22 protein-coding genes, 1 pseudogene and 1 riboswitch are annotated in these 24,712 nt (G+C 69.0%); of the genes and pseudogenes, 8 read left to right on the top strand and 15 right to left on the bottom strand.

What is annotated here, in order from left to right; all coding sequences use genetic code 11:
• The first annotated feature begins 112 nt into the window (after nt 1-112).
• Entirely contained in the window at nt 113-487 is a 375-nt protein-coding gene (locus E3T48_RS17270) for a hypothetical protein (protein ID WP_166789694.1), read from the top strand.
• A gap of 63 nt (nt 488-550) precedes the next feature.
• Here E3T48_RS17270 and E3T48_RS17265 read toward each other — a convergent pair.
• A pseudogene (locus tag E3T48_RS17265) lies at nt 551-1,018 on the bottom strand (recombinase family protein); the annotation flags it as partial.
• A gap of 747 nt (nt 1,019-1,765) precedes the next feature.
• On the opposite strand from E3T48_RS17265, the gene E3T48_RS10735 reads away from it, so the two are divergent.
• From E3T48_RS10735 to E3T48_RS10725, 3 genes are all read left to right on the top strand, one after another.
• On the top strand, nt 1,766-2,221 hold the full coding sequence (locus E3T48_RS10735; protein ID WP_134524052.1) for a hypothetical protein: 456 nt from the start codon (nt 1,766-1,768) through the stop codon (nt 2,219-2,221).
• 307 nt (nt 2,222-2,528) lie between these two features.
• The gene (locus E3T48_RS10730; protein ID WP_134524051.1) at nt 2,529-2,948 is read left to right on the top strand and encodes a prevent-host-death protein; all 420 of its coding nucleotides are present in this window, start codon (nt 2,529-2,531) and stop codon (nt 2,946-2,948) included.
• A 40-nt stretch (nt 2,949-2,988) separates the two neighbouring features.
• Entirely contained in the window at nt 2,989-3,387 is a 399-nt protein-coding gene (locus tag E3T48_RS10725; RefSeq protein ID WP_198417656.1) for a cytotoxic translational repressor of toxin-antitoxin stability system, read from the top strand.
• Nucleotides 3,388-3,511: 124 nt separating this feature from the next.
• On the opposite strand, the gene ppsA is transcribed toward E3T48_RS10725, so the two are convergent.
• Both ppsA and E3T48_RS10715 read right to left on the bottom strand, forming a co-directional pair.
• Nucleotides 3,512-5,902, bottom strand: a complete 2,391-nt coding sequence (ppsA, locus tag E3T48_RS10720; protein WP_134524050.1) for a phosphoenolpyruvate synthase — start codon at nt 5,900-5,902, stop codon at nt 3,512-3,514.
• A gap of 159 nt (nt 5,903-6,061) precedes the next feature.
• On the bottom strand, nt 6,062-6,940 hold the full coding sequence (locus E3T48_RS10715; RefSeq protein ID WP_134524049.1) for a hypothetical protein: 879 nt from the start codon (nt 6,938-6,940) through the stop codon (nt 6,062-6,064).
• A gap of 367 nt (nt 6,941-7,307) precedes the next feature.
• On the opposite strand from E3T48_RS10715, the gene E3T48_RS10710 reads away from it, so the two are divergent.
• Nucleotides 7,308-8,081: an ice-binding family protein gene (locus E3T48_RS10710; protein ID WP_134524048.1), complete on the top strand. Its 774-nt coding sequence runs from the start codon at nt 7,308-7,310 to the stop codon at nt 8,079-8,081.
• Nucleotides 8,082-8,175: 94 nt separating this feature from the next.
• Here E3T48_RS10710 and E3T48_RS10705 read toward each other — a convergent pair whose 3' ends face one another.
• The 7 genes from E3T48_RS10705 to E3T48_RS10675 are packed head-to-tail and all read right to left on the bottom strand — an operon-like array spanning nt 8,176 to nt 16,239.
• Nucleotides 8,176-9,144 carry a diguanylate cyclase gene (locus E3T48_RS10705; RefSeq protein WP_166789702.1) on the bottom strand — a complete coding sequence of 323 codons (969 nt, stop codon included), beginning with the start codon at nt 9,142-9,144 and terminating at the stop codon, nt 8,176-8,178.
• The gene (locus E3T48_RS16755; RefSeq protein ID WP_166789701.1) at nt 9,141-9,521 is read right to left on the bottom strand and encodes a chemotaxis protein CheW; all 381 of its coding nucleotides are present in this window, start codon (nt 9,519-9,521) and stop codon (nt 9,141-9,143) included. The genes E3T48_RS10705 and E3T48_RS16755 overlap by 4 nt, the downstream gene beginning before the upstream one ends.
• Nucleotides 9,518-10,759: a CheR family methyltransferase gene (locus tag E3T48_RS10695; RefSeq protein WP_134524046.1), complete on the bottom strand. Its 1,242-nt coding sequence runs from the start codon at nt 10,757-10,759 to the stop codon at nt 9,518-9,520. The genes E3T48_RS16755 and E3T48_RS10695 overlap by 4 nt, the downstream gene beginning before the upstream one ends.
• Complete coding sequence (locus E3T48_RS10690; RefSeq protein WP_134524045.1) at nt 10,756-11,814, bottom strand: chemotaxis protein CheB; 1,059 nt, start codon at nt 11,812-11,814, stop codon at nt 10,756-10,758. The genes E3T48_RS10695 and E3T48_RS10690 overlap by 4 nt, the downstream gene beginning before the upstream one ends.
• Nucleotides 11,811-13,901: a hybrid sensor histidine kinase/response regulator gene (locus tag E3T48_RS10685; protein WP_134524044.1), complete on the bottom strand. Its 2,091-nt coding sequence runs from the start codon at nt 13,899-13,901 to the stop codon at nt 11,811-11,813. Before E3T48_RS10685 ends, E3T48_RS10690 begins: the two co-directional genes overlap by 4 nt.
• On the bottom strand, nt 13,898-14,389 hold the full coding sequence (locus tag E3T48_RS10680) for a chemotaxis protein CheW (protein WP_134524043.1): 492 nt from the start codon (nt 14,387-14,389) through the stop codon (nt 13,898-13,900). The genes E3T48_RS10685 and E3T48_RS10680 overlap by 4 nt, the downstream gene beginning before the upstream one ends.
• Nucleotides 14,386-16,239 carry a methyl-accepting chemotaxis protein gene (locus E3T48_RS10675; protein ID WP_134524042.1) on the bottom strand — a complete coding sequence of 618 codons (1,854 nt, stop codon included), beginning with the start codon at nt 16,237-16,239 and terminating at the stop codon, nt 14,386-14,388. The genes E3T48_RS10680 and E3T48_RS10675 overlap by 4 nt, the downstream gene beginning before the upstream one ends.
• A 371-nt stretch (nt 16,240-16,610) precedes the next feature.
• Nucleotides 16,611-16,684: riboswitch (cyclic di-GMP riboswitch) on the bottom strand.
• A 259-nt stretch (nt 16,685-16,943) separates the two neighbouring features.
• On the opposite strand from E3T48_RS10675, the gene E3T48_RS10670 reads away from it, so the two are divergent.
• On the top strand, nt 16,944-17,381 hold the full coding sequence (locus E3T48_RS10670) for a phosphohydrolase (RefSeq protein WP_134524041.1): 438 nt from the start codon (nt 16,944-16,946) through the stop codon (nt 17,379-17,381).
• A gap of 251 nt (nt 17,382-17,632) precedes the next feature.
• On the opposite strand, the gene E3T48_RS16750 is transcribed toward E3T48_RS10670, so the two are convergent.
• The 5 genes from E3T48_RS16750 to E3T48_RS10645 all read right to left on the bottom strand — a co-directional run bounded on the left by E3T48_RS16750 (nt 17,633) and on the right by E3T48_RS10645 (nt 22,877).
• Nucleotides 17,633-18,151 carry a GNAT family N-acetyltransferase gene (locus tag E3T48_RS16750; RefSeq protein WP_166789700.1) on the bottom strand — a complete coding sequence of 173 codons (519 nt, stop codon included), beginning with the start codon at nt 18,149-18,151 and terminating at the stop codon, nt 17,633-17,635.
• A gap of 17 nt (nt 18,152-18,168) precedes the next feature.
• Nucleotides 18,169-19,974, bottom strand: a complete 1,806-nt coding sequence (locus E3T48_RS16745) for a hypothetical protein (protein ID WP_166789699.1) — start codon at nt 19,972-19,974, stop codon at nt 18,169-18,171.
• Nucleotides 19,975-20,258: 284 nt separating this feature from the next.
• Nucleotides 20,259-21,062, bottom strand: coding sequence for a nuclease-related domain-containing protein (locus E3T48_RS10660; protein ID WP_166789698.1), 804 nt, complete (start codon nt 21,060-21,062; stop codon nt 20,259-20,261).
• 180 nt (nt 21,063-21,242) lie between these two features.
• Entirely contained in the window at nt 21,243-21,653 is a 411-nt protein-coding gene (locus E3T48_RS10655) for a TIGR03618 family F420-dependent PPOX class oxidoreductase (protein ID WP_338145235.1), read from the bottom strand.
• A gap of 408 nt (nt 21,654-22,061) precedes the next feature.
• Entirely contained in the window at nt 22,062-22,877 is an 816-nt protein-coding gene (locus E3T48_RS10645) for a nuclease-related domain-containing protein (RefSeq protein WP_166789697.1), read from the bottom strand.
• Nucleotides 22,878-22,994: 117 nt separating this feature from the next.
• Here E3T48_RS10645 and E3T48_RS10640 point away from each other — a divergent pair, with 117 nt between their 5' ends.
• Nucleotides 22,995-24,032 carry a hypothetical protein gene (locus E3T48_RS10640; RefSeq protein ID WP_134524036.1) on the top strand — a complete coding sequence of 346 codons (1,038 nt, stop codon included), beginning with the start codon at nt 22,995-22,997 and terminating at the stop codon, nt 24,030-24,032.
• 84 nt (nt 24,033-24,116) lie between these two features.
• Nucleotides 24,117-24,683 carry a PepSY domain-containing protein gene (locus E3T48_RS10635; protein ID WP_134524035.1) on the top strand — a complete coding sequence of 189 codons (567 nt, stop codon included), beginning with the start codon at nt 24,117-24,119 and terminating at the stop codon, nt 24,681-24,683.
• Nucleotides 24,684-24,712 lie beyond the last annotated feature (29 nt).

Here is a 24,712-nt window from a genome sequence, read left to right as displayed (position 1 = left end):
GAGCGGTCTGCGCGGGTGCTCGGCGGCATCCGCCCGGCGCTCGACTTGACGACGTGGCGCAGCACGTGCCGGGCGACCCGCGCGCTAGGCTGCCACCGAACGGGGAGGCACCATGACCAACACAGAAGGCGAAAACGGCACCGAGAAGGCCGGCACTGAGAAGACCGGCGCCGAAAAGGCTATCGAAGCGACCGACAGGGCGACCGGGCTCACGCCGCGGCAACTCGCCAGGGATGCGCGCGTGCGCTTGCTGAGAAGCAAGGCTGCGGTTCTGCGCTCCGAGGTGGACGCCATCGCGGCCGCGCACCTCGACCCCGACACTCTCGAGGAGTTGCTCTCCAACGCCGGCCCCGACGAAGTCCTGCGAATTGAGAAGGACGAGCACTCGATCAGCGCACGGGTTGCCGAGGCCAGGGCGGCGGCCGACGCCGCCGAAGCCGAATACGAGCAGGCCGTGCTCGACCGCTACGACGAGTCCGGCGCCTGACCCGGCCACCGCCCTCGCGTCCGATTCTCGAGTCCGGTTGTCATTTTCAGTACTCGTCTGCACGCGAAGACGACCAGCTGCCTTGGCAACTTGCATGCCCTCACGGGTGCGTGCTCGGATCAAGTCGGCCTCACACTCAGCGACCATCGCGAGCACATGAACAGCGGCCGGCCTACCGGGTCGGTGGGATCATGCACGGAACCACCAATACTGAGTTTCACTTCACGGCGGGTGAGGTCATCGGCGATGTCTTTCGCGTCGCGCAGCGACCGCGCGAGGCGGTCGAGCTTCGTGACCACAAGCGTGTCGTCGGTCCGGCACGCGGCCAACGCTTCGTGTAGTCCCGGCCGGGCGCGGTTGGTTCCGGTGAGACCCTGATCGGTGATAGATGACTTCGGCACTCACGCCGAGAGTCGCGAGAGCGTTCTTTTGGGCGGTCAGGTCTTGGTCATTGGTGGAGACACTGGCATAGCTTATGAGCAGTGCGGTCCTGGTTTTGACTGCAGCGTTTAGCCCCCCTTGACCGGGCATTTTCTCGGGCGGATCTTACGGGAATGGACGGCCCAGTGACTGTCTCGGCTTCGAAAATGTGCGAAGCCGTCTGCACGCGTCCTGGTGAACGTCCGGCTTACGGGGCAGCGGATGAGCCCACGCGTGACGGCAGAGTGTCACGCCCTTTAAGCAGCATCGGAACTGGTGGTACTTAGGAGACGTAAAGACGATCTTGTACTTGTGTCTACTGGATACACGTTGGTCACCCTCGTAGAGTGACAAATACGCGCCGTGAAGTAGCTGCGCGATCGTGCAGGCTCTCGACGCCGAGACGCACACGACCTGGAGATCGGGGCCCCGCATGACTCAGTCACGTGGCCATGCGGGGCTATGGCAGATACTGGGGGCTATCCTGTCCGTTCTTGCCAAGGGCATCGGTGCCGGGCTGTCCTCGATCGCCACCATGACTTTCGGAGACCGAGCTGCCCCCGGCGACCTGCCAACATCGCCACCGCCGAAAGAGTATCGACCGTAGACGACCGCCTCAGCGGATTCAGCTCAAGAAGATCCCTCGTCCGCGGACAGTCCTGCACCTGCCACCAGTGCCCCGGATCGCGGCGGCGTCGCGGGCGGATCACCTGTGATGGTTGGACTGTGATTGACCGCTTCCGGCGCGCCCTGGTTCGGGACCGGTAAGTTGACCCGTGGGAACGGTTTCCCGTTGGTGGCCGGCAGAATTGCCTGCTCTTCGAGAACTGCTCCCTCGTGGCTAGATGACAGCAATTGATGGAATCGAAGGACGACATGTTCAATGGCCAAGGTTTCATGAAGCCCTTGAGGACACCCCGACTCGATGTGCCCTCGAAACGAAAGAGCCAACGACCGTTGCCCCTCTGGCTCGGAGCCTCGGCGCTGCTCGGAGCAGGAGCATTCAACTTGGTCACATTCGTGACGGGAGTTGTAATCTTGCTGTCCGATTACGAAGAGTCGACCACCGTGGTGCTCCTGGTAGCACTATCGCTCTCGGCCATATTTCTCGTCGTCCTGCCCTTCTGGACGGGGATTGCCGCATTGCAGCGATCAGCAACTGCGTCGGGCTGGGCAATCCTCTACTTTGTGGCTCAGTTCCTTGTCGCTTTCCAAAGCATCGACCCTGCGCAGTTCTTCATCTCCGCAGTCGCACTCGCAGCGGCGATCCTGCTCTGGATTCCAGCCACGAGGGCGTACTCGCGGGGATCCTAGGCAATGCGCAGGCATCGTCGGGGCCTAACTTCGGGAACCCTGAGCTGGCAAACGCTGCAGCGACGCGGCCCGTAACCTATGACCTTGTGAGTGGCGGTATACCTTGTGAGTCTTGGGCAGCACCTGCCCGTAGGGGGTTCGGCTTACGGGCACGTGTGCAGCCATTGGGTCAATGTGTGCGGGTGTGCAGTTGCGGTGAATTCTTGGCCGAGGTGGCCATAGGAGGTGACACCGAGATAACATGTACATGACGTACTCAGCGTACGTTTGCACGTGCGCGCGGGTTCACCTGCGCAGGAAGGTTGAAATGCCACTCGTCGCCGATTACAGGTCCTTTACAGACGTGCGCTCACATCTCAAGGAAGTGTTCGATGCGACCGCGCGCGGGCGAACCGTCACGGTGCAGCGCGATGGTCAGCTCTCTGCGGTCATGCCGGTGGATCGGCTCCGTAAATACTTCTCTCGAACTGTATCGCCGCGCGTGCGCGTCACTCGGGAAGATGACCGCACGATTGCGTTGATGGACGGTCGCCCCTTCGTGTCTGAGGGTACGGATGTTGACGGCGCGCTCGCTGACCTCGCCCTGTCGCTTCGTGAGTACGCCGAAGACTGGGACGACCGGCTGGAGCGTGCTCCGAATCACGCCGGCAACTGGGCACTTGTGCAGCTCATCAAACTTTCAACCGACGAGGAGCTCCTCGAATGGCTTGAGCGCGGCGGTGAATAGGTACCCGGCCTCGACCCGCGAGGACCACGACGATTTCTGCGTGGTGGAGAAGTGGCAGCTCGTGCGCGGGGCATCAGGACAGCCTGTCCGGCATCACCGCACCTATGAGTTGGCGCTCTGGGACGGGCAAATCCTCCGCACAAGAATCTCCAGACCCGTCGACAGGTCGACGTACTCTGCCGGGATGTGGACCCACATCCTGCGAACCCAGCTCGCCGTTGATGCTGAGACGTTCTGGGCATGTGTTCGTGACAAGAAATTGCCGGACCGCGGGGCGCCCGAACCCGTGACCCAGAAGGAACCATTACCGCTGTATCTCGTTCGGGCGCTTAACGAACTAGGCGTTGACGAAAGCGAGAGCCTGGCACTCACCGCGGCGGAAGCGGCGCAGCTGCTCTCCGAGAAGATGGCCGAGCGCTACGGCCACCAACGCAGTTGATTTGTGCATACGACTCAGGAAAATGACACCGGTTCCCGCAGTCGCAGCGCCACGGCAAAACCACGTCCACGCCCCGCGCTGATCCCAGTCGAACGGACTCGGCCGGCGGACGGGCCGAGCCGGATCAGGCCGTGTCGAGCTGGCGCTCGGCGGCGGAGATGTGGCCGACCGTCTTGAGGAAGCTGTCGGGGTTGAGCGAGATGGAGTCGATGCCGGCCTGGACGAGGAAGGCGGCGAAGTCCGGGTAGTTGCTCGGACCCTGGCCGCAGATCCCGATCTTTATCCCGGCGGCGTGCGCCTTCTCGATCGCCTGGCTGATCATGCTCTTGACGGCCTCGTCGCGCTCGTCGAAGAGGGCCGCGAGGTCCTCGGCGTCGCGGTCGACGCCCAGCACCAGCTGGGTCAGGTCGTTCGAGCCGATCGAGAAGCCGTCGAACCGGGTGGCGAACTGCTCGGCCAGGATGACGTTGGCCGGGATCTCGCACATCATGTAGACCTGCAGGCCGTGGTCGCCGCGGGTCAGCCCGTTCTCGGCCATCACGGCGAGCACCTTGTCTGCCTCCGTCGTCGTGCGGCAGAACGGCACCATCACGATCACGTTGCCGAAGCCGATCTGCTCCCGCACCCGCTTGATCGCCCGGCATTCGAGGGCGAAACCCTCCCGGTAGCGGTCGTCGTAGTAGCGGGAGGCGCCGCGGAAGCCGAGCATCGGGTTCTCCTCGGAGTGCTCGAAGCCGGCGCCGCCGACCAGGTGCGCGTATTCGTTGGTCTTGAAGTCGCTCATCCTCACGATCACCGGGTTCGGGTGGTACGGCGCGGTCAGCTTCGCGATCCCCAGCGACAGGGCCTGCACGAAGTACTCCTTCGGGTCGCCGTAGCCGCGGGTGAGCTCGGCGATCCTCCGCAGCGCGACCGGGTCGGTCACCCGGTCTGGATGTACGAGCGCCATCGGGTGGATCTGGATCAGGTTGTTGATGATGAACTCCATCCGGGCCAGCCCCACCCCGTCCGCGGGCAGCCGCCACCATTCGAAGGCCGCTGCCGGGCTGGCGATGTTGACCATCACCTTGGTGCGGGTCTTCGGCACGGAGCCCAGGTCGATCTCCTCGGTCTCGAACGCGAGCGCGCCCTCGTAGACGAAGCCCTGGTCCCCCTCGGCGCAGGAGAGGGTGATCAGCCGGCCATCAGTGAGCACGTCGGTGCCGGTGCCGGTGCCGACCACGGCCGGCACGCCCAGTTCCCGGCTGACGATGGCCGCGTGGCTGGTCGGGCCGCCGTGATCGGTGACGATTCCCGCGGCCCGGGTCATGATCGGCACCCAGTCGGGATCGGTCATCTCGGTGACCAGGATGGCGCCGTCGACGAATTTCTCGATGTCGGCCGGGTCCTTGATCACGCAGGCCACCCCGGAGGCGATGCTGTCACCGATCGCAACCCCCGAGATCAGCAACGGACCCTGCTCGGTGAGCCGGCTCACGGTGAACCGGGTGCCGCTCGCCTGCGACTGCACGGTCTCGGGGCGGGCCTGCACCATGAAGAGCTCGCGGGTGACGCCGTCCTTGGCCCACTCCATGTCCATCGGCCGACCGTAGTGGTTCTCCACGATCACCGCCCAGCGGCCCAGCTTGACGATGTCCGCGTCGCTGAGCACGAACGACTGGCGCTCCCGCTCGGACGTGTCGATCATGCGGGTGCGGGCGCTGCCGCCCTTGGCATAGACCATCTTGCGGGCCTTGGCCCCCAGGGTCTTCTCGATGATCGGCGTGCAGCCTGGCTGCTCGAGCAGCGCCTTGAAGACTAGGTACTTGTCGGGGTCGACGGTGCCCTGCACCACGGTCTCGCCGAGGCCGAACGCCGCGCTGATCACGGCGGCTCCCGGGAAACCGCTGTCGGTGTCGATCGAGAACATCACCCCTGAACCGCCCACGTCGGAGCGGATCATCCGCTGGATGCCGATCGACAGCGCCACCTCCAGGTGGTCGAACTTCTTCACCTCCCGGTAGCTGATCGCCCGGTCGGTGAAGAGGGAGGCGTAGCAGCGCCGGCAGGCGTCGAGAAGGTCGCGCTCGCCGGTCACGTTCAGGAACGTCTCCTGCTGGCCGGCGAAGCTGGCATCCGGCAGGTCCTCCGCGGTGGCGCTGCTGCGCACGGCGACGGCCAGGTTCGCCTGGCCCGACTTCTCCGACAACTCCCGGTACGACGAGCGGATGCCGTCGGCGATCTCCTCGGGGAACTGCCCTGCCAGGAACAACTCGCGCAGGGCGTCCCCGGTGGCGCGGAGCGACGCCTCCCCGGAGTGGAACAGCTCGAGCTGGTGCCGGAGGGCAGGCTCGATCCCGTTCGCGGTGACGAACGCGCGGTAGGCATCCGCGGTCGTCGCGAACCCGTCCGGCACACGCACACCCCGGCTTGCCAGGGCGCGCACCATCTCCCCCAGTGACGCGTTCTTGCCGCCGACCTGAGGGATGTCGGCCAGGCCGATCTCGTTGAACCACACCACACTGCGCTCGGTCATGCCGACTCCGCTCTGGTGGGATCGCTGGATCGACGCCCGGTGCGCCGGAAGGACCCCGTAAAGGCACCGTACTGCGCGGGCCGGGCCCCGGCTAGGCCGGAGGTCCCGCCGGGCGAGGTCGCGAACGGTCAACCGCCGGGCATCACGGTCGCTACGCGATCACCGGGTCGTGATCGAGGCCACCGAACCGATGAAGCCCGGGATCGAGACGACCACGAGAACGACCAGGGCGATCCGTCCGGTCAGGATCAGGGCACGGGAGGTCCACCAACCGGGCGCGGCCGGCACGAGCGCCGAGACGATCAGCGTCAGGACGGCAGCGGCGAGGAGCACCATCCCGAGCGGCAAGTAGACGACGGCCGCCAGCAGCGGCGTGTAGGCGGGCCAGGTGCGTCGCGTCGGCAGGGGCAGTCGTTCGCTGTACCAGCCCGCGAACGCAGCCACCAGCATCCCGTGCAGGATCACGACGACAGAGAACAGCAGGACCGCCAACCAGCCCGGCCCGACGATGTCGAAATCAATGTTGCCGGCGCGGAGCGGCTCGAGGGTCGTCGCGAACAGGGCCAGCAAGACCAGACCGAAGGTCACACCCCCGAGCCGGCCGCGGGGAAGCCAGCGGTGGACCACGACGTAGAGGATTGCCGAGAGGAATGCCCCAGGCAGGGCGCCGAAAACGAGGAACGCCAGGGTCCCGTTGATCGTGATGTCGCCCACGTGCGCCTGCGCCTCGGTGATCCTGCCCTCGGCCAGCGGCGACGTCAGCGCGAGCACTCGCATGACGAGCCTTCCTCCGGCTCCGGCGATCAGCAGACCGGAGACCGTGCCCGTCGCTGTGACCACCGTCGCCCACCAGGCGTAGCGACGGAGCGCGGCCGGCACTCGTGCGCTGCGCACCGGGATTGGCGACACCAACGCCGCATGCTGCGCCGTGGGGTCGGATGCGCCGGCGACCGGCGTGCGCAGATCGATCCCGCCCCAGGCCACCACCGCCACGACCCCGGCCAGGGCCAGCACACCGCAGACAATCAGCACGATCATGACTCACATTGTTGTCCCGATTCCGTCGGCCGGCCAGCCCCGGGCGCCTGCGGCTGTGACTTCGCCTTCGGCCGCTCTGTGGCGGCGGGGACACGCCCGGCCCGAGGAATTCACCAGATTAATCCCTCCAGTCCCTGGGGAAGACAGAAACCACCCCTAGTCTGGGGGTTAGACAGATTCGATTCGTTGGAACTGGTCCCGTGGGGGCGTACGAAGTCGTGCGTGGTGGACGCCTGGTGTGCGTGGGACTTGGGGCCCTCCGGGGACGGTACCGACGATAGAAGCCGATGTGCAGCATCGGGGACCGCACCACGGTGGCCCTGCCCGAATCCGCAGAGTGCGGGTTCGCCGAAAGGAAACCACCGCAATGAAGTTCCAGAATCTCACCACTACCCGCAAGGCCCAGCTCGGACTGCTCCTGGCCGTCGCCGTCGCCGGGGTCGGCAGCGCAGCGATCGGCGGGTCGGCCTCCGCGAGCGGCCTCCCCCAGGCTCCGATCGAGCTCGGCACGGCCGGCACGTTCGCCATCCTCTCCCAGACGGGTGTGACGGATGTCTACGCCTCGGCCGTCAACGGAAACGTCGGCGCCAGCCCGATCACCGGCGCGGCCATCCTCCTCACCTGCCCGGAGGTGCAGACCGGCACCATCTTCTCCGTCGACGCCGCCGGACCGCCGTGCGAGGTCACCGCCCCGTCCTTCCTCACCACGGTCGTCGGCGACATGGGGATCGCCTACGGTGATGCGGCCGGGCGCATCAACCCCGACTTCATCGACCTGGGCGCCGGCGAGATCGGCGGGCTCACCCTCCTGCCGGGCCTCTACAAGTGGAACACCGACGTGACCATCTCCACCGACGTCACCCTCTCCGGCGGACCGGACGACGTGTTCATCTTCCAGATCTCCGGCAACCTCGACCAGGCGTCCGCGAAGAACGTCACCCTTTCCGGCGGCGTGCAGGCGAAGAACGTGTTCTGGCAGACCGCCGGCTCCACCTCGATCGGCACCACGGCGCACTTCGAGGGAACCATCCTCGGCAAGACGCTCATCGCGATGAAGACCGGAGCCTCGATCAACGGGCGCCTGCTCTCGCAGACCGCGGTTACCCTGCAGAGCAACACCGTCACCGAACCGGCCAAGTAGTCCGGACCGGCACCGGGGCCCGCGCGGGGCGGCATCCGTCGTCGCGTGCGGCCCCCGGGTATCCGGTGCCGCAGCCGGCAACTGCGGGCCCGGCTCAGATGGTCCGGGATGGCACGGTCGCCTCGGCCGCGATCCGGTTGCGGCCGGCTCCCTTCGCCGAATAGAGCAGAGTGTCGGCCCGGCCGACCAACTCGGCCACGGTGCCCAGCGGGCCCAGGGCACAGCCGCCGCTCACGGTGACCGCGATCTCCACGCCCTCGGCGCGCATCGGGGTCGCCGCGACGTCCAGCCGGAAGCGCTCGGCGAGCGCGAACGCGCCCTCGAGGCCGGTGCGCGGGAGCACGACCAGGAACTCCTCCCCACCCCAGCGTCCGGCAACATCCCCCTCGCGCAGCGTGGCCCGGAGCCGGCTCGCGAACTCGGTGAGCACCACGTCCCCGGCCGGGTGCCCGTACCCGTCGTTGACGCGTTTGAAGTGATCGATGTCGAGCAGGAGCACACTGAGCGGGTCCTGGTGGCGCACGGAATCGGCGTGGTAGTGCGCGAGTACGAATTCGAGGTGGCGCCGGTTGCTCAGCCCGGTGAGGGCATCCGTGCGGCTGAGCAGGTCGAGCTCGGCGTTGCGCTGGCGGAGCTGGTCCTGCAGCTTCTTGACGTGGGCGGCCGCGGCGACGCGCGCCACCAGTTCGGCCGGTTCGAACGGCTTCTTGAGATAGTCGTGGGCGCCGCCGCGCAGCCCGCGAAGCACGTTGTCCATGTCGGTCAGCGTGGTCAGGAAGACGACGGGCAGGTCCATCAGCAGCGGGTCGGCCTTGAGCACCTCGAGCACCTCGTAGCCGTCGAGTCCGGGCATCTCGATGTCGAGGAGGATCACATCGGGCGGGGTCTGGCGGCAGTGGGCGATTGCGGCCCGGCCGTCGACGGCCTCGACCACGTGGTAGCCGGCCGCCTCGAGGTGGGAGCGCACGACGGCGCGGATGACGAGCGAGTCGTCCGTGATCAGCACGGTGGTGGCGCCCGGCGCGGCGGTCACGGTCGCGGCGGTCACAGCCGGGCCGATCACAGCCGGGCCGCCAGGGCCTCGGGGTCGGCGACGAGGATGAGGTCGCCACCCGAGTCGACCAGCCCGCAGATGAATGCCACGTCCTGCCCGGTCGGGGCGGGCCGGACCTCGTCGTCGGCGAACCGGCGCAGCCCGGAGACGGAGTCGACGAGCAGGCCGAAGGATGCCCCGCGCGACTCGACCACGATCACGTGGCTGCCGCCGGCGCCGAGGGCGGAGAGCACGGTCAGGGGCGGACCGCCGGGAAGCACCCCGGCGATGTCGGGTCCGGATCCGGGCACGGGGACCAGCCCGTCCGCCGTGCGCACCGCCCGCGTCGCCTCGACCGGGAGGCAGTAGGACGCCCCGTCTGATCGAAAACACACCATGGTCGTCATCGGGTTGGCTCCTGCTGTTTGGCGTCGAGAAGTTTGTGGAGTTCGGCGATCGAATAGCCGTCGATCGCGTGCTCGACCTCGGCCGGGTCGGCCAGGTCCAGGGCCCGCCGGGCCGCGCTGAACGCGCGGAGCGCGGCGGCAGGATCGGCGGCGGCCTCGAGAGCGAGCCCGAGGTGGAGGTGGGCCAGGCAGTCCTGCGGCGCCAGGTACGCCCATTTGCGGAAGAGGACGACCGCGGCGGCGTGGTGACCGGCATCCAGCGCGGTCTGACCGCTGCGAGCCAAGCCGGCGATCATGGCAGCCTCGTCGTGGTCGGCTGGCGTCGCGGCAACCGGGGTGGGCCGGGCGCGCGCGCGGAACGGCGCCTCGGGTGACGGTGCCGGCAGGGAGCGCGGCACCGCCGCAGGCGAACCGGGCAGCGAGCGATACGCGTAGGTGTCGCCGAAGCGCACGGTCTCGTAGCGGTCGCCGATCGCCCAGATCGTCTCGGACGAGCCGAGGAACAACCACGCGGCCGGCATCGTCTGAGCGACCCGGTCGAGGAAAATCCGGGCATGTTCGGGTGAGAAGTAGATCAGCACGTTGCGACAGAAGATGATCTGGCAGGACCGCACCCGGGAGGGCACCGGGTCGATCAGGTTGTGGTGCATCGTGCTCACCCGGTTGCGCAACGCCTGCGTGACCTCCCAGCCGTCACCCACAGCGCTCAGGTGGCGGTCCACGCGTGCCGTGGTCAGGCCGCTCACCTCCTTGGTCGAGTACCGGGCGGCATCCGTGCGGGCGAGAGCCGACGTGGAGATGTCGGTGGCGATGATCGAGCCGGTGATGCACCGCTCCTCGAGCAGCATGGCCAGGCTGTACGCCTCCTGGCCGTTGGCGCAGCCGGCGCTCCAGATCGACAGGGGTCGGCGCGTGGCGGGCAGGATCTCCCGCTCCAACAGGGCGAAGTGCTCCGGGTGGCGGAAGAAGGCGGTCTCCTGCACCGTGATGCGGTTGAGCAGGCTCTGCCGCAGCGCGGAACCGGCCGTCAGCGCGCGCAGGTACGACTCGGCGTCCGTGCCGTTGTCGGCGATTTCGTCACGGATGCACCGGCGCATCCGGGCGCGCAGGGTCGGCTCGGCGCGCAAACCGACCGCCGAACGCAGCAGCTCGGCCACCCGGTCGACGACGGCGTCGGTCACGAGCGTCGAGGCATCCGTGCCGGCGGACCCGGTGCCCGCGAGTCCGCGGCCGTTCATGCCGTCCCCCGTGCCGCGCAGCGCAGGATCGCGGCCGCCAGCAGGTCGACCGACAGCAGGTCACTGACCGCGCCGACGCGATAGGCCGCGCGCGGCATCCCGAAGACCGCGCAGGACTCCTCGTCCTGGCCGAGGGTCTGACCGTTGGCGCGGTGCATCTCCAGCAGCCCCTCTGCGCCATCGTCGCCCATCCCGGTGAGGATCACGCCGACCCCGGCCGACCCGGCGTTCCGGGCGACGGACTGGAAGAGTTCGTTCGCGGACGGCTGGTGGATGGTGACCGGCGTCGACGCGAGTTCGAGGCGAAGGCCGGCGCCCAGTCGCAGGTGCAGGCCGCCCGGGGCCAGGTAGACCCGCCCGGGGCGGGCGACCTGGTCGTGCACTGCTATCTCGACCGGCAACGCGGAGACCCGGGTCATCCAGTCCACGAGCCCGCCGGTGAAGTCCTGATGCAGGTGCTGCACCACGAGCACCGGAGCGGCCAGCCCGCCGAGCCCGGCCAGGACCGTGGCGAGCGCCTTCGGACCGCCCGTCGATGCGGCCAGGGCCACCACGGTCTGGCGGGTGCGGCCGGACGGGGCCGGCACGACCCCGGGCGGTCTGGCCAGCACGCCCCGGGGGTGGCGAATGGTCTGCACACGGCTGAGCTGGCGCACCGTGCGCCGCAGCCCGGCCTCCAGGTCGGGGGTCCACCGCACGGGACCCGGCAGCACGTCGAGGGCCCCGGCCACGAGCGCGTCGACCGCGCCCGGCGATTGCCGGTTCTCGATCTGGGTGGAGAGCACGAGGATCGGCGTCGGCGTGTGCGCCATGACCTGCTCGATCAGGGACTGGCCGCTTCCGTCGGTCGTGGAGAGACCGAGGAGGATGACGTCGGGATGTTCGCGGGCGACGAGACCGATGGCGGCCTGCCCGGTTGCGACCTGGCCGAGGCTGACGATGTCGCCGTCGCTCTGCAGCGTCCGGGCGAGGCGGGCGCGGTCGGTGGGCAGGTCGTCGATGATCAGCACCCGGATCGATTTCCCGGAGCGTGGCGCGGCTGCCGACCCGGTCATCGGCGTGCCCCGATCAGCCGGTTCACGGCGAGGAGCAGGCTTCCCTCGTCGAAGCCGCTCTTGAGAATGAAGCCGTCGGCGCCGGCCTCCAGCCCTCGTTGCCGGTCGGCCTCGCTCGAGCGCGAGCTCAGGATCAACACCGGAATGTTGGCCAGGTCCGGGGCCGCGCGCACCGCCTCGGTCAGCGCGAAGCCGTCCATCAACGGCATCTCGATGTCGGTGAGGATCAGCTCACTGGGCCCCTCGGCGAGCTTCGCCAGCGCGTCCAGGCCGTCGACGGCGACGCGCACGTCGAAACCGGCACGCTCCAGGATGCTGCGCTGCAGCTCCCGGATGGTCAGCGCGTCGTCGACGACGAGGATGCGCTGCAATGCGCCGGCCGAAGTCCGTTCGGCGGACGCGACGGCGTGCCGGGCCTTCGACGGTTCCGCGGGGGGACGCCCGGGGGCAGCCTGGCCGCGTGCCGCCTGCCGCGCCCGCTGGATCAGCCCGGGCGGGTCGAGCACGAGCAGGATCGAGCCGTCGGGCTCGACGCTGGCCCCGGCGACCGCGGGCAGGTGCGGCAGCAGGGTGCTGAGCCCCTTGATCACCACGTCCCGCTGGCCGACCAGCCGGTCGACCTGGAAGCCGTGCCGCCGGGCGGTGTCGGCGAGCACCACGATCGGGCCGTCCGGGGAGCCGCCGCAGATGCCGAGGGTGCCCGCGAGCGCCGACACCGGAACGGGCTGGTCCTCCACCCAGATCACCGGTCGTCCTTCGGCGCTGGTCTGCCCTGTTTCGTCGAAACGCTGGGAGAGCACGACCCGGTGGAATGGCAGGGCGAAGCACTGGCCGCCGGATTCCACCAGCAGGCACCGGAGCACGGCCAGGGTGATCGGCACGATGACGCGGAACTCGGTGCCCCGGCCAGTCGCCGAGCGCACCTCGACCCGGCCGTGGGCGGCCTCCACAGTGGTGCGAACGACGTCGAGGCCGACGCCGCGCCCCGACACGTCCGTGACGAACGCCGTCGTCGACAGCCCGGCCCGGAAGATCAGTTGCTGGATGTCTTCGTCGCTCAGCCGTGACGTGTCGACGCCCTGGCCTTCGGCCTGCGCCCGGACCCGCGAGGTGTCGATCCCGCTACCGTCGTCGGTGATCGCCACGATCACTTCGGAGCCGAGTTGCATGGCGTGCAGCCGGATGGTGCCGCCCACCGGTTTGCCTGCCGCGGCGCGCACCACGTCTGGTTCGATCCCGTGGTCGACGGCGTTCCGCACCAGGTGCAGCAGGGAGTCGGAGAGCGCAACGAGCACGCCACGGTCCAGCTCGGTGTCCGCCCCGCGCACCTCCCAGCGGATGGTCTTGCCCTGTGCCCGGGCCAGGTCGCGCACGGCACGCTGGAGTTTGTCGGTGATGGTGGACAGCGGCACCATCCGGGTGCGCATGGCCCGTTCCTGCAGTTCGTTGAGCGTGCGCGACAGTTCGTTGAATTCCGGGTTCAAGGTCGGATCGACGCCGAATTTCTCCATCAGCATGCTGCCCATCCGAAGGTGGGCGGATGCCGATTCCCCAATCAGGCGCACGAGTTCGTCGAGCCGGTCCATCGGCACCATCACCACGCCGCCGGGCTCGGGGGCGGGGGCGGTGGCAGTTTCCACGCCCATCGGAACCCGTGGGGACGGAGCGACAGCGGTCACTGGCGTCGCACTCTCGTCGATGACCAGGACCGCGACGACCGGCTCGTCGCCGGGCTCGTCGCCGGCGTCGGTGCCGGGCACGCCAGCCGGTTCACCGGCGATGGCGCTGCCCAGCTGGTCGGCGCCGACCAGGAGCGTGTCGATGATCGCGGGCGTGACCGCCAAGTCGCCGGAGCGGATCCCGCCGACGAGTTCCTCGAGCTCGTGCGCCAGCTGGCTCACGTCGTCCAGGCCGGCGACGGCCGCGGATCCCTTGAGCGTGTGCAATTCGCGGAAGATGGCCCGGACCAGGGTTTCGTCACCGCCCTGCTGCTCGAGCTGGAGCAGCAACCGGTCCAGCTCGGTGAGGCGCACCTCGGCCTCCTGGGCGAACAGCGCACGGATCTGGTCGATGCCCAGGATGCTCATCCGGCCGACCCGGACCGGGTGATGGCGCCCACAGGCTCGATCGCTCCGACAGGCGGCAGAACCGACACGGAATTCTCGCCGGCACGCAGCGGACGGTCCCTGGCCAGGAGAAGGTCGGGGTCGAGCCGCACGACGATGCTCTCCTTCACCCGGTAGGTGCCCGCAGTGCCGGGCAGGTCGGACGGACCGACCGGGTCACCGAGGCTGGCCCGACAGGGAAACGCGGTCGCGGCGAGGGCGACCAGGCCCTGCCTGGACTGCAGCACGACCGCGAACATCGGAGGTTGCCCAGCGGGCAGGCCGAGAAGCGCGGCCGTGTCGAGCAGCGGGACGATCTGCCCGCGCAGGTTGAACAGGCCGAGCACGTGCGAAGGCGCGGTGACCAGTCGGGTGAGCGATGGTGCGGCGACCACCTGGCTCACCCGGTCGATCGACACGGCGAACAGGTCCTCCCCCACGGGAACCAGAACCGCGTGCGCTTGCGTCATCGCTCTCCGTTGCCTGCACCGGCGGTGGCTTCGAGGTTGTGGGCCAGGTCCGCAAGGTCACCGGCCGAGGCCGCGATCTGGCGGGCCGTGATCGAGATCTGCCGGCTGGCGTCGGCAAGTTGTTCCATGGTCTCCACGACCTGCGCGGTGGCACTTCGCTGCTGCTGGGTGGTCAGGCTGACCTGACCGTTGGCATCCGTCACCGCTTCGAGCTGGAGCAGACCCTGCTGCATCTGCTTGGCGCCCTTTTCCATCGCCATCACGGTCGCGTTGGTTTCGCGCTGCACCGCGCTGACGATCTCGGCAATGTCACCGGCGCTAGACTTGGACCGTTCGGCCAGGCGCCGCACCTCGTCGGCGACGACCGCGAAACCGCGGCCGTGCTCGCCGGCCCTGGCCGCTTCGATCGCGGCGTTGAGGGCGAGCAGGTTGGTCTGGTCGGCGATGTCGTTGATCAGCACCAGGAGGGACTCGATGTCGTTCACCCGGCTGGCCAGGGCCAGGGTGCGCTCGCTCGAGACGAGGATGTCGGCCTCGGCCTGTTCGAGATTGCGCCGGGTTTCAGCGGTCTGGCGGGCGACATCGTCGACGGTGTCGGCGATCGCCACCGATGACCGCGCCAATTCCTCGGTGGTTGCGGTGGCCTGGGTGACGGCCGCGCTCTGCTGGGTGGTGATCGCGGCGAGCTCGTCGGAGGATGCCGACAGTTCGGTGGCCGCGGAATTCACCTCGACCCCGGCGCCTTCCAGCCGGGCGATGAGTTCCTGGCTGGTGTTGAGCATGGCGTTGAGCGAGTCGGCGAGCACCACCATCTCGGTCGGTCCGGTGGGCACGGCGCGCGCCAGCAGGTCGCCACGGGTGACCCGACGGGCGACCGCAGTGAGCTTGCGTACGGGCCGGGCCGCACTCCAGGCCATCAGGCTGGATGCGAGCACGGCGAAGAGCACGCCGATGGCCGCCAGGAGAATCGACCTCTGCACCTGGGTCTCCACGGGGGCAAGCACCGCGCTCGCGTCTTCCTTCACTATGAGCACCCAGTTCAGGCCTTCGACGAAGTCGTAGCCGCCGATGACGTCGTCACCGTCATCGTCAATGAAACGGGCGCTGCCGGGCTTGCCGGTGCGGGCCGCCTGTGCGACCGGTTCGCTGTCGACGATGGTCGTGAGCATTCCGCCGGCCAGCAGCGCGGACTGCTCCGTCGCGTCGCCCATGGTTTCCGCGCTGTAGATCAATCGGTGGAGTGAGTCGACCGCGACGACCTCGACGCCCTTGCCCAGGGCGCGGTTGAGCAGCTTGCTCAGGGCGGTCGGGTCGAGGTTGGCGATCAGTACGGCGCGTACCGAGCCGTCGTCGGCCAGCAGCGGCTGGGCGAGCACCCAGTGCAACTGGTCGCCCTGAAGGGTCAAGGGGGTGAAGACGGTCTCGCCGGCGACGGCCGAACGGAACCAGTCCTGCCCGGTCGGGTCGAGGGCGACGCCTGGGCGGCTGGAGGAGAGCACCTTACCGTCGACGTCAGTGATCTGGATCAGGGTGTAGCTGCCGGATGCCTCGTCGATCTTGGCCAGGCGGGTCGCGAGCACTGAGCTGTCCAGGTCACCGGCCGACGCTGCGACGACCGACATGTCGCCCTGACGTTCCCTGATCCAGTCTTCCAGCCGCAGGCCGACCGCCTTGGCGACGGTGACGCTCTTGTCCTCCGCCGCCGCGGTCAGGCTCGCCGCAGACTCCGTGGTGAGAACGACCGTCGAGATGATGACAAGCGGCACCGACACTACGAGCATGGCCGCGGCCAGCTGCACGCCGAGGCTACGCGGTAGTTTTCGCAGTCGGCCGATTGGTCTCCTGGCCATGTGGTGCCACCGGTCTTTCTAGTGCTGAGATCGTGTCAAGCGGCATCTGCGAGCGTGCATGGCGAAGAAATTTTCCTGGCACCTCCACTGCCATGCGGTGAATGCGATCGGGGACCGAACCCGAATCGGTCCCCGATCGCAATTCCGCGTCAGTGCGGCCACCCGAAGGCCGACCTGACTTCCCTCAGTCCGTCGTCTGCTTACCCTAGTCGACGACGGACTGATGGAGTGTGTGGGGTGAGGGCCGCCGGGGCATCGAGGCTGCCGGCTGCGGGCACAGCAAGAGCGGCGTCTGGCTGCGTCACACCAACGGACTCGACGCTGACGTCGGTCTCCAGGAGTGGAAAGCTCATCTGCTTCGGCCCTATTCATTCGGTAGGCCGGCTGACCCGAAGGTCCCGTGCCTTTGCGACCCCGTTTCTCAACGGGTGTGCCCTTGCGAAAGACGTACGAACCGTCTCGCCGGTGATCGGATGATCACCTGGTTCGAACCTAGCAGACCGGGGTACGTTCGACCCCGACGGGCGTCAGCAAAATACCCCCAGTCTGGGGTGCATGGAAGGGGTTGCTTTCCCGTTTTCCTCGAGGCGACTTCCCTCGTTCACGGGTGCGCGCTACCGTGTGCGGTGCAGGTGTCAGTCCGGGGCCGTTTCCCTGGGCTGCCGCTCACCCACGCTCGTTCGCAACGCCCCAGGGGGATCATCATGCCGGTCACAGCGTCCGCACCGTTCGTCGCCACGGTCCAGGCCATCGCCACAGCCGCACACCGCGGCCAGGTCGACAAGCTCGGTGCCGCCTACATCGACCACCCCCGTGGGGTCGCCGAGCGTCTCGTCGACCCGTTGGGGCAGGCGACCGCCTGGCTGCACGACGTGTTGGAAGACACGGACGTCTCCCCCACCGATCTGCTGGCCGCCGGCATCCCCGGCGGCGTGGTCGCCGCGGTCGAACTGCTGACCAGAACGGATGCCGTCAGCGACGCCGACTACTACGCCGGCATCCGCGCCAACCCGATCGCCCTCGCCGTGAAGCGCGCCGACATCGCCGACAATCTCGAGCCGTGGCGGGTGGCGCAACTGGACGTCAGCGTACGGGAGCGCCTTGCCGCGAAATATGAGAAGGCGCTGGCCTCGCTCGAATGAATCCGGTGATTAAGCCTGTCGAAATCGCCGGGTCTCGACAAGCTCGACCACCGGGGGCGCTCGACCACCCGGGCGGTGATTGAGCCCGTCGAAATCGCCGGGTCTCGACAAGCTCGACCACCGAGGCGGTGATTGAGCCTGTCGAAATCGCCGGGTCTCGACGAGCTCGACCACCGGGGCGCTCGACCACCGGGGCGCTCGACCACCGGGGGCGCTCGACCACCGGGGCGCTCGACCACCGGGGCGCGCGGTCAGCGGTCGGCGAACTCCCCGACCGAGGCGGCCAGGAGCGCCACCACGACGGTGTCGTTCTTGGTGGACTGCCGGCCGATCTGGGCGAACCCGAGGCGGGAATGGAACGCGAGCGAACCCGGGTTCGGCGGTTCGAGGTTGACCTCGCAGAAGACGACGACGGCCGTTGCCGCCTCCGCCGAGGCGAAGATCGATCCGTAGAGCACCTCGCCGAGCCCCCGGCCGCGGGCCTCCTCCGCCACCACGATGCGGTCCACGTAGAGGAACTCGCGCGACCGCTCCGCGAACCAGCGGTAGTTCTCACTGGCGTAGTCGGCATCCGCGGCGAAGACGATGGCGAAACCGAGCACGTGCTCCGGCTCGGCGACGGTGGTGACCGCCACGGCGAGGGCGCACTCGGCGAGCAGGGCGGCCAGGCTTGCCTCGTCGAGGGCGTTCACCGCCGGGACGGCCGCGTTGTTGAGCAGCAGAACCTGGGCGGAATCGTGCGGGAGCAGGGGGCGAAGCGAATGGGGCATGCTGACGACGATAGGGCCTAAGCCTCCATGTCGTCGTGCGTGACGATGCGGATCAGTTCGATCCCGCCATCCGGCTTCTGCCAGAAGTGCATCCGGCGGGCGGCCGGGGTGTTCTGTTCGATCGAGACGCGCATGCACCGGGCGCCGTCCCAGCGCAGCAGGTGCGGGTCGGCCGCGCCGGCGCCCTGGCGCAGCGCGTGCAGGTGCCGCCCGGTGAGGGTCTTCACCCGTCCGGTCAGCACGTCGACGGATGCCTTGAACGCCTTGGCCAGCTGGCCGTCGTCGAGCCCGGACAGGGAATCCGCGAAGCGGTCGCTGAGAACGTAGCTGTGCGGCAGCGGCCATTCGTCCCGGTCGGATTCCGGCACCCGGTCGACCCAGGCGAGCAGGATCTCGTGGCGCACCCAACCGGAGGCGTCCTCCCAGAGGGCGCGGCGGGTCTCGTATTCGCTGGAGGCCGCGGGTGCGGCGACGGTGCGACGGGACTCGCGCAGCATCCGTTTCTGGGTGCGCTGCTCGTCGCGCAGTTCGGCGACGGTGTGGCGGAGCGTGCCGAGCTCGACGAGGGCGTCGCGCAGCTGGAGCTGCGCCGAACGCGCCTGCTCCCGCAGCTTGGCCAGGTCGGAGTCGGTGGCGCCGGCCTCGACCAGCTGGGCTTCGAGCCGGGTGATGCGGGCCTTCGCCTCGGCGAGGGAGAGCTGGGTGGACTGCAACGCGGAGTGCGGCTGGGCGGCCGGGGCCGGCGTCGGCGCCACCCGGAACGGGATCGCCGGCGCGGTCGGGTGACGCACCGCGTGGCTGCGGCCCGGTCCGGGAGACGGGCGCGGCGCACGGAACGACTCGTCGAGGTGGGCCATCGCGGCGAGGGCCACCAGTTCGGCCTGGCTGGTCTCGGTCAGCTCCGAGGCAGCGTGCGCCCGGGCGTTCTCGACCGGACTCTGCGCCGAGGGGGGCGCGTACACGGTCTCGCCGGCTTGCTCGTCTTCCTCCACGACCGGCAGCAGCGGACGGTTTTCGCGCAGCCACGGAGGTCCGTTGCGCACGGCGGAGAGCGGCGGAAGCACGGGCTCGTCGTCGTCGACGTCGCTCAGGCACAGGTGCAGGGCCCCGCTGGGCAGGTGGATGACCCGCGCGGCCACCACGTCGCCCTCGGAGAGGAGGGCGTCGACCTTGTCCAGCGGGTTCGGGGAGATGTCGGCGCGGGTGATCGTGATGGAGAGGTGCGGGTGCAGGGCGAGCACGGCGCGTTGCGTGCTGACCTTCTGCACGAGGGCGAGGGTGATGCTGCCGTTCGGGAAGCGCGTGGCGATCGCCGCGTTGGTCGGAGGCTTGACCTCCACGTTGAGCCGGTGGGTGGGCGCGTCGAGCGCACCCTGCACGCGCTGGCCGGGCACGAGGGTCCAGTCCAACGGCACCGGCGGGTAGGTGAGTTCCTGCCACACGGTGGCCATCCCGCCGTCGTCGAGTTCGACGAGGGCGCGGGAGCCGCCGAGCAGGAAGCCTTTGACGGTGCCGGTGACGGTGATGACGGATGCCGGGGCGAGCGCGAAGAGGCCGGCCTGGTGGGCGTGGGCGAGGGCATCCGTCACCAGTTGGTCGGTGGCGTGCTGCGGGTCGCCGTGCGTGAAGCGGAGGCGGGAACGGGAGAGGTCGGCGAAGGCGTCGGCACCGATCGGGTAGGAGCGCCCGGCGCTGCCGTAGACCTGGAACTGGGGCGGCAACAGGTCGCCGAGCTGACGGGTGAGTTCGCCGGTCTCGATCAGGAAGACCCTGGCCACGTCACCGATCTGGGTGGACAGCTGGTCGATTCCGATTTCGGGCACACTGGTGCCGAACGGTGACGAAACAACGACCCACGGCCGATCCCGGACGGAATCGTGCAGTCCGATCGCTAACTTTTGTACCGCGGTGCTTGACTCAACACGGGTGTACACCACTGGCTCCCCTCCCGGCCTTCGTGACGGACCGTATGTCGAGGGTACGCCTGACGGCTGGGAGAATTGCCCCAGCCGTTAATATTCGCGGTGTATGCGGCGCATTCTGCTCTCCTGCGAGCCGTCCGGATGCGGGATCCGGTACCGCGGGATGCGGGCGCGCCTGCGAGCTGTCAACCGCCGAGCAGACCGCCGAGCAGCCCGGTGGACAGGCCGATCGCGCCGGAGAACACGATGCCGCCCAGGGCGAGCTCGAGCGGGCAGAGCACCCGGCGTTGCAGGCGGGCCGCGCGCACCTCCGCCTCGAGCACGGTGAAGCGCTCCATCAGCCCGGCGCCGCTGGCCACGGGCAGGTCGCCCCACATCTCCGGGTTGTCGAGCACCTCGATGATTCCGAGGCGCGCGGCCGGCCCCAGGATCACGGGAAGGCCGGTCAGCCACTCGACCAGGTGGCGGGCGTCGACGACCTTCACATCGTCCGGCAGGCTCCGGTAGCGCAGCGTGCGCGGGTTGACGAACACGACCGCCGGGTGCACAGGGTCGGTCAGCGGGCGGCGGCCCTGAAGCAGAAGCGTGATGCGCTCGGCCTCGAACCTGGCATGGCGGATGTAGGGCACCGAGCGTTCGCCGACGAGCACCGTGCGCCGCTCCACCGTCACGTGCTGGCGTCGGTGCTGCTTGGTGTTGATGGTGACGACCCCGCCGGGACCGACGACCACGTGGTCGATGTCCCAGCCGTGGCCGCCGATCGGAAGCGCGTGGAACACGGCCCACTCCGGCGGCAGCGTCGCCAGCTGCGCGCCGACCGCGATCTCACCCTCGGCGCCGTCGAACCAGCCCAGGCTGGCGGCGGCGAGCGGGGTGCGGCCGAAGAAGCGGTCCAGCCTGCTGCGCGGCGGCTTGGTTTCCTGCTCACGGAGGAGCTTCTCGATAATGAACTGCGCGGCGAAACGCTGCCGCATACTGGTGCTGCCCACTGCCATCACGGTATCCCCCAGCGGCCAATGCTACAGAGCAATCCGGCCGATCGGGCACAATCCCGGGCGTGGCGACCCGGCCAGTGTGCGGCGGAGAAGAGGCTCGTGTGAGCATCTGCCGGGCCCTGGCCGCCCTGACCGATGAGGTTCAGCGGAGACTTCCGGCGGAGTCCTGATCCGCTAGACGCTCGACTCCGCCGTGCCGGCCGGACGCATCCGCGGCGACCCCATCACCGTGTCCACGACGATTTCGATCACGACCCGGGTCGGATTGACACGCGGTTGCTTGTAGCGCGCGGCATAGAGTTGCACCGCGCGGGAGACGGCATCCGGGTCGCGGTTGATGCGCGCGGGGCCGGCGAACGAGATCCAGCGGCGCCCGTCGACCTGGGCGACCGTGGCCTGGCCGCCGCGCTCCACGTTGCGCACCTTCTGGGTGCCGTCGGAGGTGATGATGCGCACGACACCGCCTTCGAGGGTGAAGCCGACCGGCACCGAGTGGATGCCGCCCCGCAGCCCGAGGGTCGACATGACGCCGAGGTGGCGTTCGGTCAGGAAGTCGGCCGCATCATCCGTCAGGTCGCTGGTCACCCTGCCCAACCTAGTGTCCTGCGCCGATAGTTCGTCGCATGTCCCCAGACCCCACTCGCCGAGCCCGGAGGTCGAGCCCGTCAAGACCGGTGGTCGAGCCCGTCGCCGGTGGTCGAGCCCGTCGAGACCGGTGGTCGAGCCCGTCGAGACCCGTGGTCGAGCCCGTCGAGACCCGTGGTCGAGCCCGTCGAGACCCGTGGTCGAGCCCGTCGCCGGTGGTCGAGCCCGTCGCCGGTGGTCGAGCCCGTCGCCGGTGGTCGAGCCCGTCGCCGGTGGTCGAGCCCGTCGAGACCCGGAGGGGTCTCGACAAGCTCGACCACCGACGTGGGCCGGGTCTCGACAAGCTCGACCACCGGGGCGGAGCTTGTCGGGCCGCTGGTGTTACGTTCAGGCAGGGCCGGTGCCGACTCAGCCGGCGAGCCGGATGACTTCGAGCGCGTGCAGCAGGCTGATGGTGCCGCCGATCGCGGTCGCCGCGCCGACCAGCGCCCAGAGCACGCGACGGACGCCGGCCGACCGCACCTGCCCATCGAGCACGGTGAACCGGTCCATCAGGTCGTCGGCAGCGGCGGCCTGCTCGATCGGGCACCAGGTGGCCGGGCTGTCGACCAGATCGGAGACTTCCTGCACCTCCCCGGCGCTCAGCACCGGGTGGAGCTTCACCAGCCAGCGGAGCAGATCCTGGGCGTCGATCACCTTGACCTGCTCCGGCCTGTCGACGATGGTCAGGCGCCGCGGGTCGACCAGAGCGATCACCGGTTGCACCGGCGTGAGCAGCGGCATCCGCTCCCGGACCAGGTTTGTGACGCGTTCGGCCTCGAACTCTGAGTTGCGCAGGTGTGGAACCTTCTGGCCGGCGACGAGCATGACCCGCTTGCCGACCCAGACGTCGGCGCCGCCGTGACGCGTCGAGCCGCCGTGGCAGGTCGAGTCGATGGTGAAGATGCCACCCGGGCCGACGACGAGATGGTCGATGTCGGAGTTGCGGCCGGCGACGGGAATGGCGTGGAAGACGGTCCATTCCGGCGGGAGCGCCTCCAGGAGAGCGCCGACGGTGATTTCGCCCTTGGCGACCAGATACCGGGGACGGCCGTCGACGCCGAGCGGGGAACCGCCGAAGAGCCGGGCCAACCAGGATAGCGGCGGCGTACGCCCCTGTTCATGCAGCAGCTGCTCGATGACCGATTGGGCCGGGAGGCGCTGCCGCATGGTTGGACTGTCCATCGTCATCTCTCCCCGGCTGCTCACTCGAATCTAGCGACTCGCGACCAGCCGACAGCAGTCCCCCGAACGGGGTGTTCCCAGTGATTTCCCGGCGGTGCGCCGGAGGTATATTCAGTAGTGAGTTATGCGCACCATGTGCGCATCCCACGGGGGGAGACGACAATCGAGCACAACCCTGAACCGAGTGTCGGCTGCGCCGCTGGTGCCGGCGCCGACGGTGCACCCGCCGTGAACCCGGACGACGCGCTGCTCGCAACGGCCGACGCTCTCGTGGCGGCCTTTCTGGCCGTCGATTCCAGCGGCCACCTCGCCGGACCGCAGACCAGGGTTGCCGAGGCGCAGAAGGCGATGGCCGCCGCAACCGCCACCTCGCTCGCGCGACGTGAGGAGCTCAGCGAGGAGCGCCAGAACAACTTCGCCAGCTGGCAGTCCTGGCCCGACGGACGCACCCTCAGCCGCTGGCTCCCGCGGGCTGACCTTCTCGTGCAGGCGATCGATGCCCGCGACAATGCCCTTGCGAGCGCCTGGCAGGCCGAGGCGAATGCCGTGATCACTGCGGACGACCGCGAGAAGTTCGACTCCGGGTTGCACGTGGCACCGACCTGGCGGCATCTGCGGAGCGCCGCGGTGCGCAAGACGGGCATCGCAATGATGGTGATGTCGCCGGTGGTCTGGGTGCTGACTGCACTGATCCTGGCGATGACGGATGGCGCGGTCAGCATCCACTCGGCGATCCCGGCCAGCGTCGTCGGCCTGGGGCTTGTGCTGCTGGCGACCGGGGCCGTGATGTCGAACCCCACCTGGCGGCGCCACAACTCGGCCGCCCGGGCCGCGGCATCCGCCCGCCGCATCGAGCTGTTGGGCTTTGACCCGCTGGCCGAACCCGACCGGCTTCCCCTCACCTGGACGGACTCGCCCAGCCCGAGGAACCGGCTCGACCGGTTCCTGCGCGAGGTCTACACGAACTTCCCGTCGGCGGACGAGCTGCCCGAGTTGGTGCTGCCGACCGTGCGGGACCCGGTCGGCGAGCCGTCGCCCCGGGTGCGAGCGGTCCTGGAGCACTTCGCCGCGGTGGACGCAGCGCGGGACGCCGAGGGAGCCGGTGACGGCGCCCTAGCCGGGGAGGCTGCACCCGGAACCACGCTCCGCGCCTGACCGCCCGGGGCCTGAAACTGGGAAGCGAGCAATTCTCGGCGCGGCTGCCAGCCGAATGCGGGGCATGTCCCCCACACTGGGGGCATGAGTCTCATCACGGCAACCAGGGTGCAGAAACGGACGTGGATCGTCGCTGCCGTTGTGGGCGCGTCCGCGATGCTCGCGACCGCCGGGATCGCCACCGTGGGCGGCACCGACGACACGCGGCTCACCGGCACGGTGCTGGCGCACGCGAGCGATGCCGCCCTGGCCGAGCTCGGCCCCGGCACCGTGACGGATGCCCACCGTCGCACCGCCCCCGGCCCGCCCTATGCCGTGGAGACCCGGCTCGCGAACGGGGTCGAGGTGACCGTCGAGCTCGACGCGTCCTTCGCTGTGGTCTGGGTGAGCGCTCCCGGCTGGATCGGCGACGCCGCGGCCGACCTCCCTCCGCGCGCGCTCGACAAGGCCGAACACGCCAGCGTCGAACGCACGAGCGCCGAACAGGTCGCCCTGGCCGACGTCGGCGGCGGCACCGTGACCCGCTTCAACCGCAGCAACGCCCTCGACCATGCCTTCGAGGTGGAGGTCACCCTCGCGAACGGCACGAAGAAGATCGTGCAACTCACCCAGCGCAACGAGGTTGTGCGGCCGACCGGCGCGACCGGCTGACCCTGGGCATCCGCCCCCCTGCCGCGGCA

This window comes from Cryobacterium fucosi (genome assembly GCF_004403515.1).
Taxonomy (GTDB): Bacteria; Actinomycetota; Actinomycetes; order Actinomycetales; family Microbacteriaceae; genus Cryobacterium; species Cryobacterium fucosi.
This window is presented reverse-complemented; position numbering and strand designations above follow the sequence as displayed.

Bases quoted from the DNA above. Each gene is read 5' to 3' on its own strand.
- E3T48_RS17270 (WP_166789694.1), top strand. From the start codon at position 113: ATGACCAACACAGAAGGCGAAAACGGCACCGAGAAGGCCGGCACTGAG.
- E3T48_RS10735 (WP_134524052.1), top strand. From the start codon at position 1,766: ATGGAATCGAAGGACGACATGTTCAATGGCCAAGGTTTCATGAAGCCC.
- E3T48_RS10730 (WP_134524051.1), top strand. From the start codon at position 2,529: ATGCCACTCGTCGCCGATTACAGGTCCTTTACAGACGTGCGCTCACAT.
- ppsA (WP_134524050.1), bottom strand. From the start codon at position 5,902: ATGACCGAGCGCAGTGTGGTGTGGTTCAACGAGATCGGCCTGGCCGAC.
- E3T48_RS10715 (WP_134524049.1), bottom strand. From the start codon at position 6,940: ATGATCGTGCTGATTGTCTGCGGTGTGCTGGCCCTGGCCGGGGTCGTG.
- E3T48_RS10710 (WP_134524048.1), top strand. From the start codon at position 7,308: ATGAAGTTCCAGAATCTCACCACTACCCGCAAGGCCCAGCTCGGACTG.
- E3T48_RS16755 (WP_166789701.1), bottom strand. From the start codon at position 9,521: ATGACGACCATGGTGTGTTTTCGATCAGACGGGGCGTCCTACTGCCTC.
- E3T48_RS10695 (WP_134524046.1), bottom strand. From the start codon at position 10,759: ATGAACGGCCGCGGACTCGCGGGCACCGGGTCCGCCGGCACGGATGCC.
- E3T48_RS10690 (WP_134524045.1), bottom strand. From the start codon at position 11,814: ATGACCGGGTCGGCAGCCGCGCCACGCTCCGGGAAATCGATCCGGGTG.
- E3T48_RS10685 (WP_134524044.1), bottom strand. From the start codon at position 13,901: ATGAGCATCCTGGGCATCGACCAGATCCGTGCGCTGTTCGCCCAGGAG.
- E3T48_RS10680 (WP_134524043.1), bottom strand. From the start codon at position 14,389: ATGACGCAAGCGCACGCGGTTCTGGTTCCCGTGGGGGAGGACCTGTTC.
- E3T48_RS10675 (WP_134524042.1), bottom strand. From the start codon at position 16,239: ATGGCCAGGAGACCAATCGGCCGACTGCGAAAACTACCGCGTAGCCTC.
- E3T48_RS10670 (WP_134524041.1), top strand. From the start codon at position 16,944: ATGCCGGTCACAGCGTCCGCACCGTTCGTCGCCACGGTCCAGGCCATC.
- E3T48_RS16750 (WP_166789700.1), bottom strand. From the start codon at position 18,151: ATGCCCCATTCGCTTCGCCCCCTGCTCCCGCACGATTCCGCCCAGGTT.
- E3T48_RS10645 (WP_166789697.1), bottom strand. From the start codon at position 22,877: ATGGACAGTCCAACCATGCGGCAGCGCCTCCCGGCCCAATCGGTCATC.
- E3T48_RS10635 (WP_134524035.1), top strand. From the start codon at position 24,117: ATGAGTCTCATCACGGCAACCAGGGTGCAGAAACGGACGTGGATCGTC.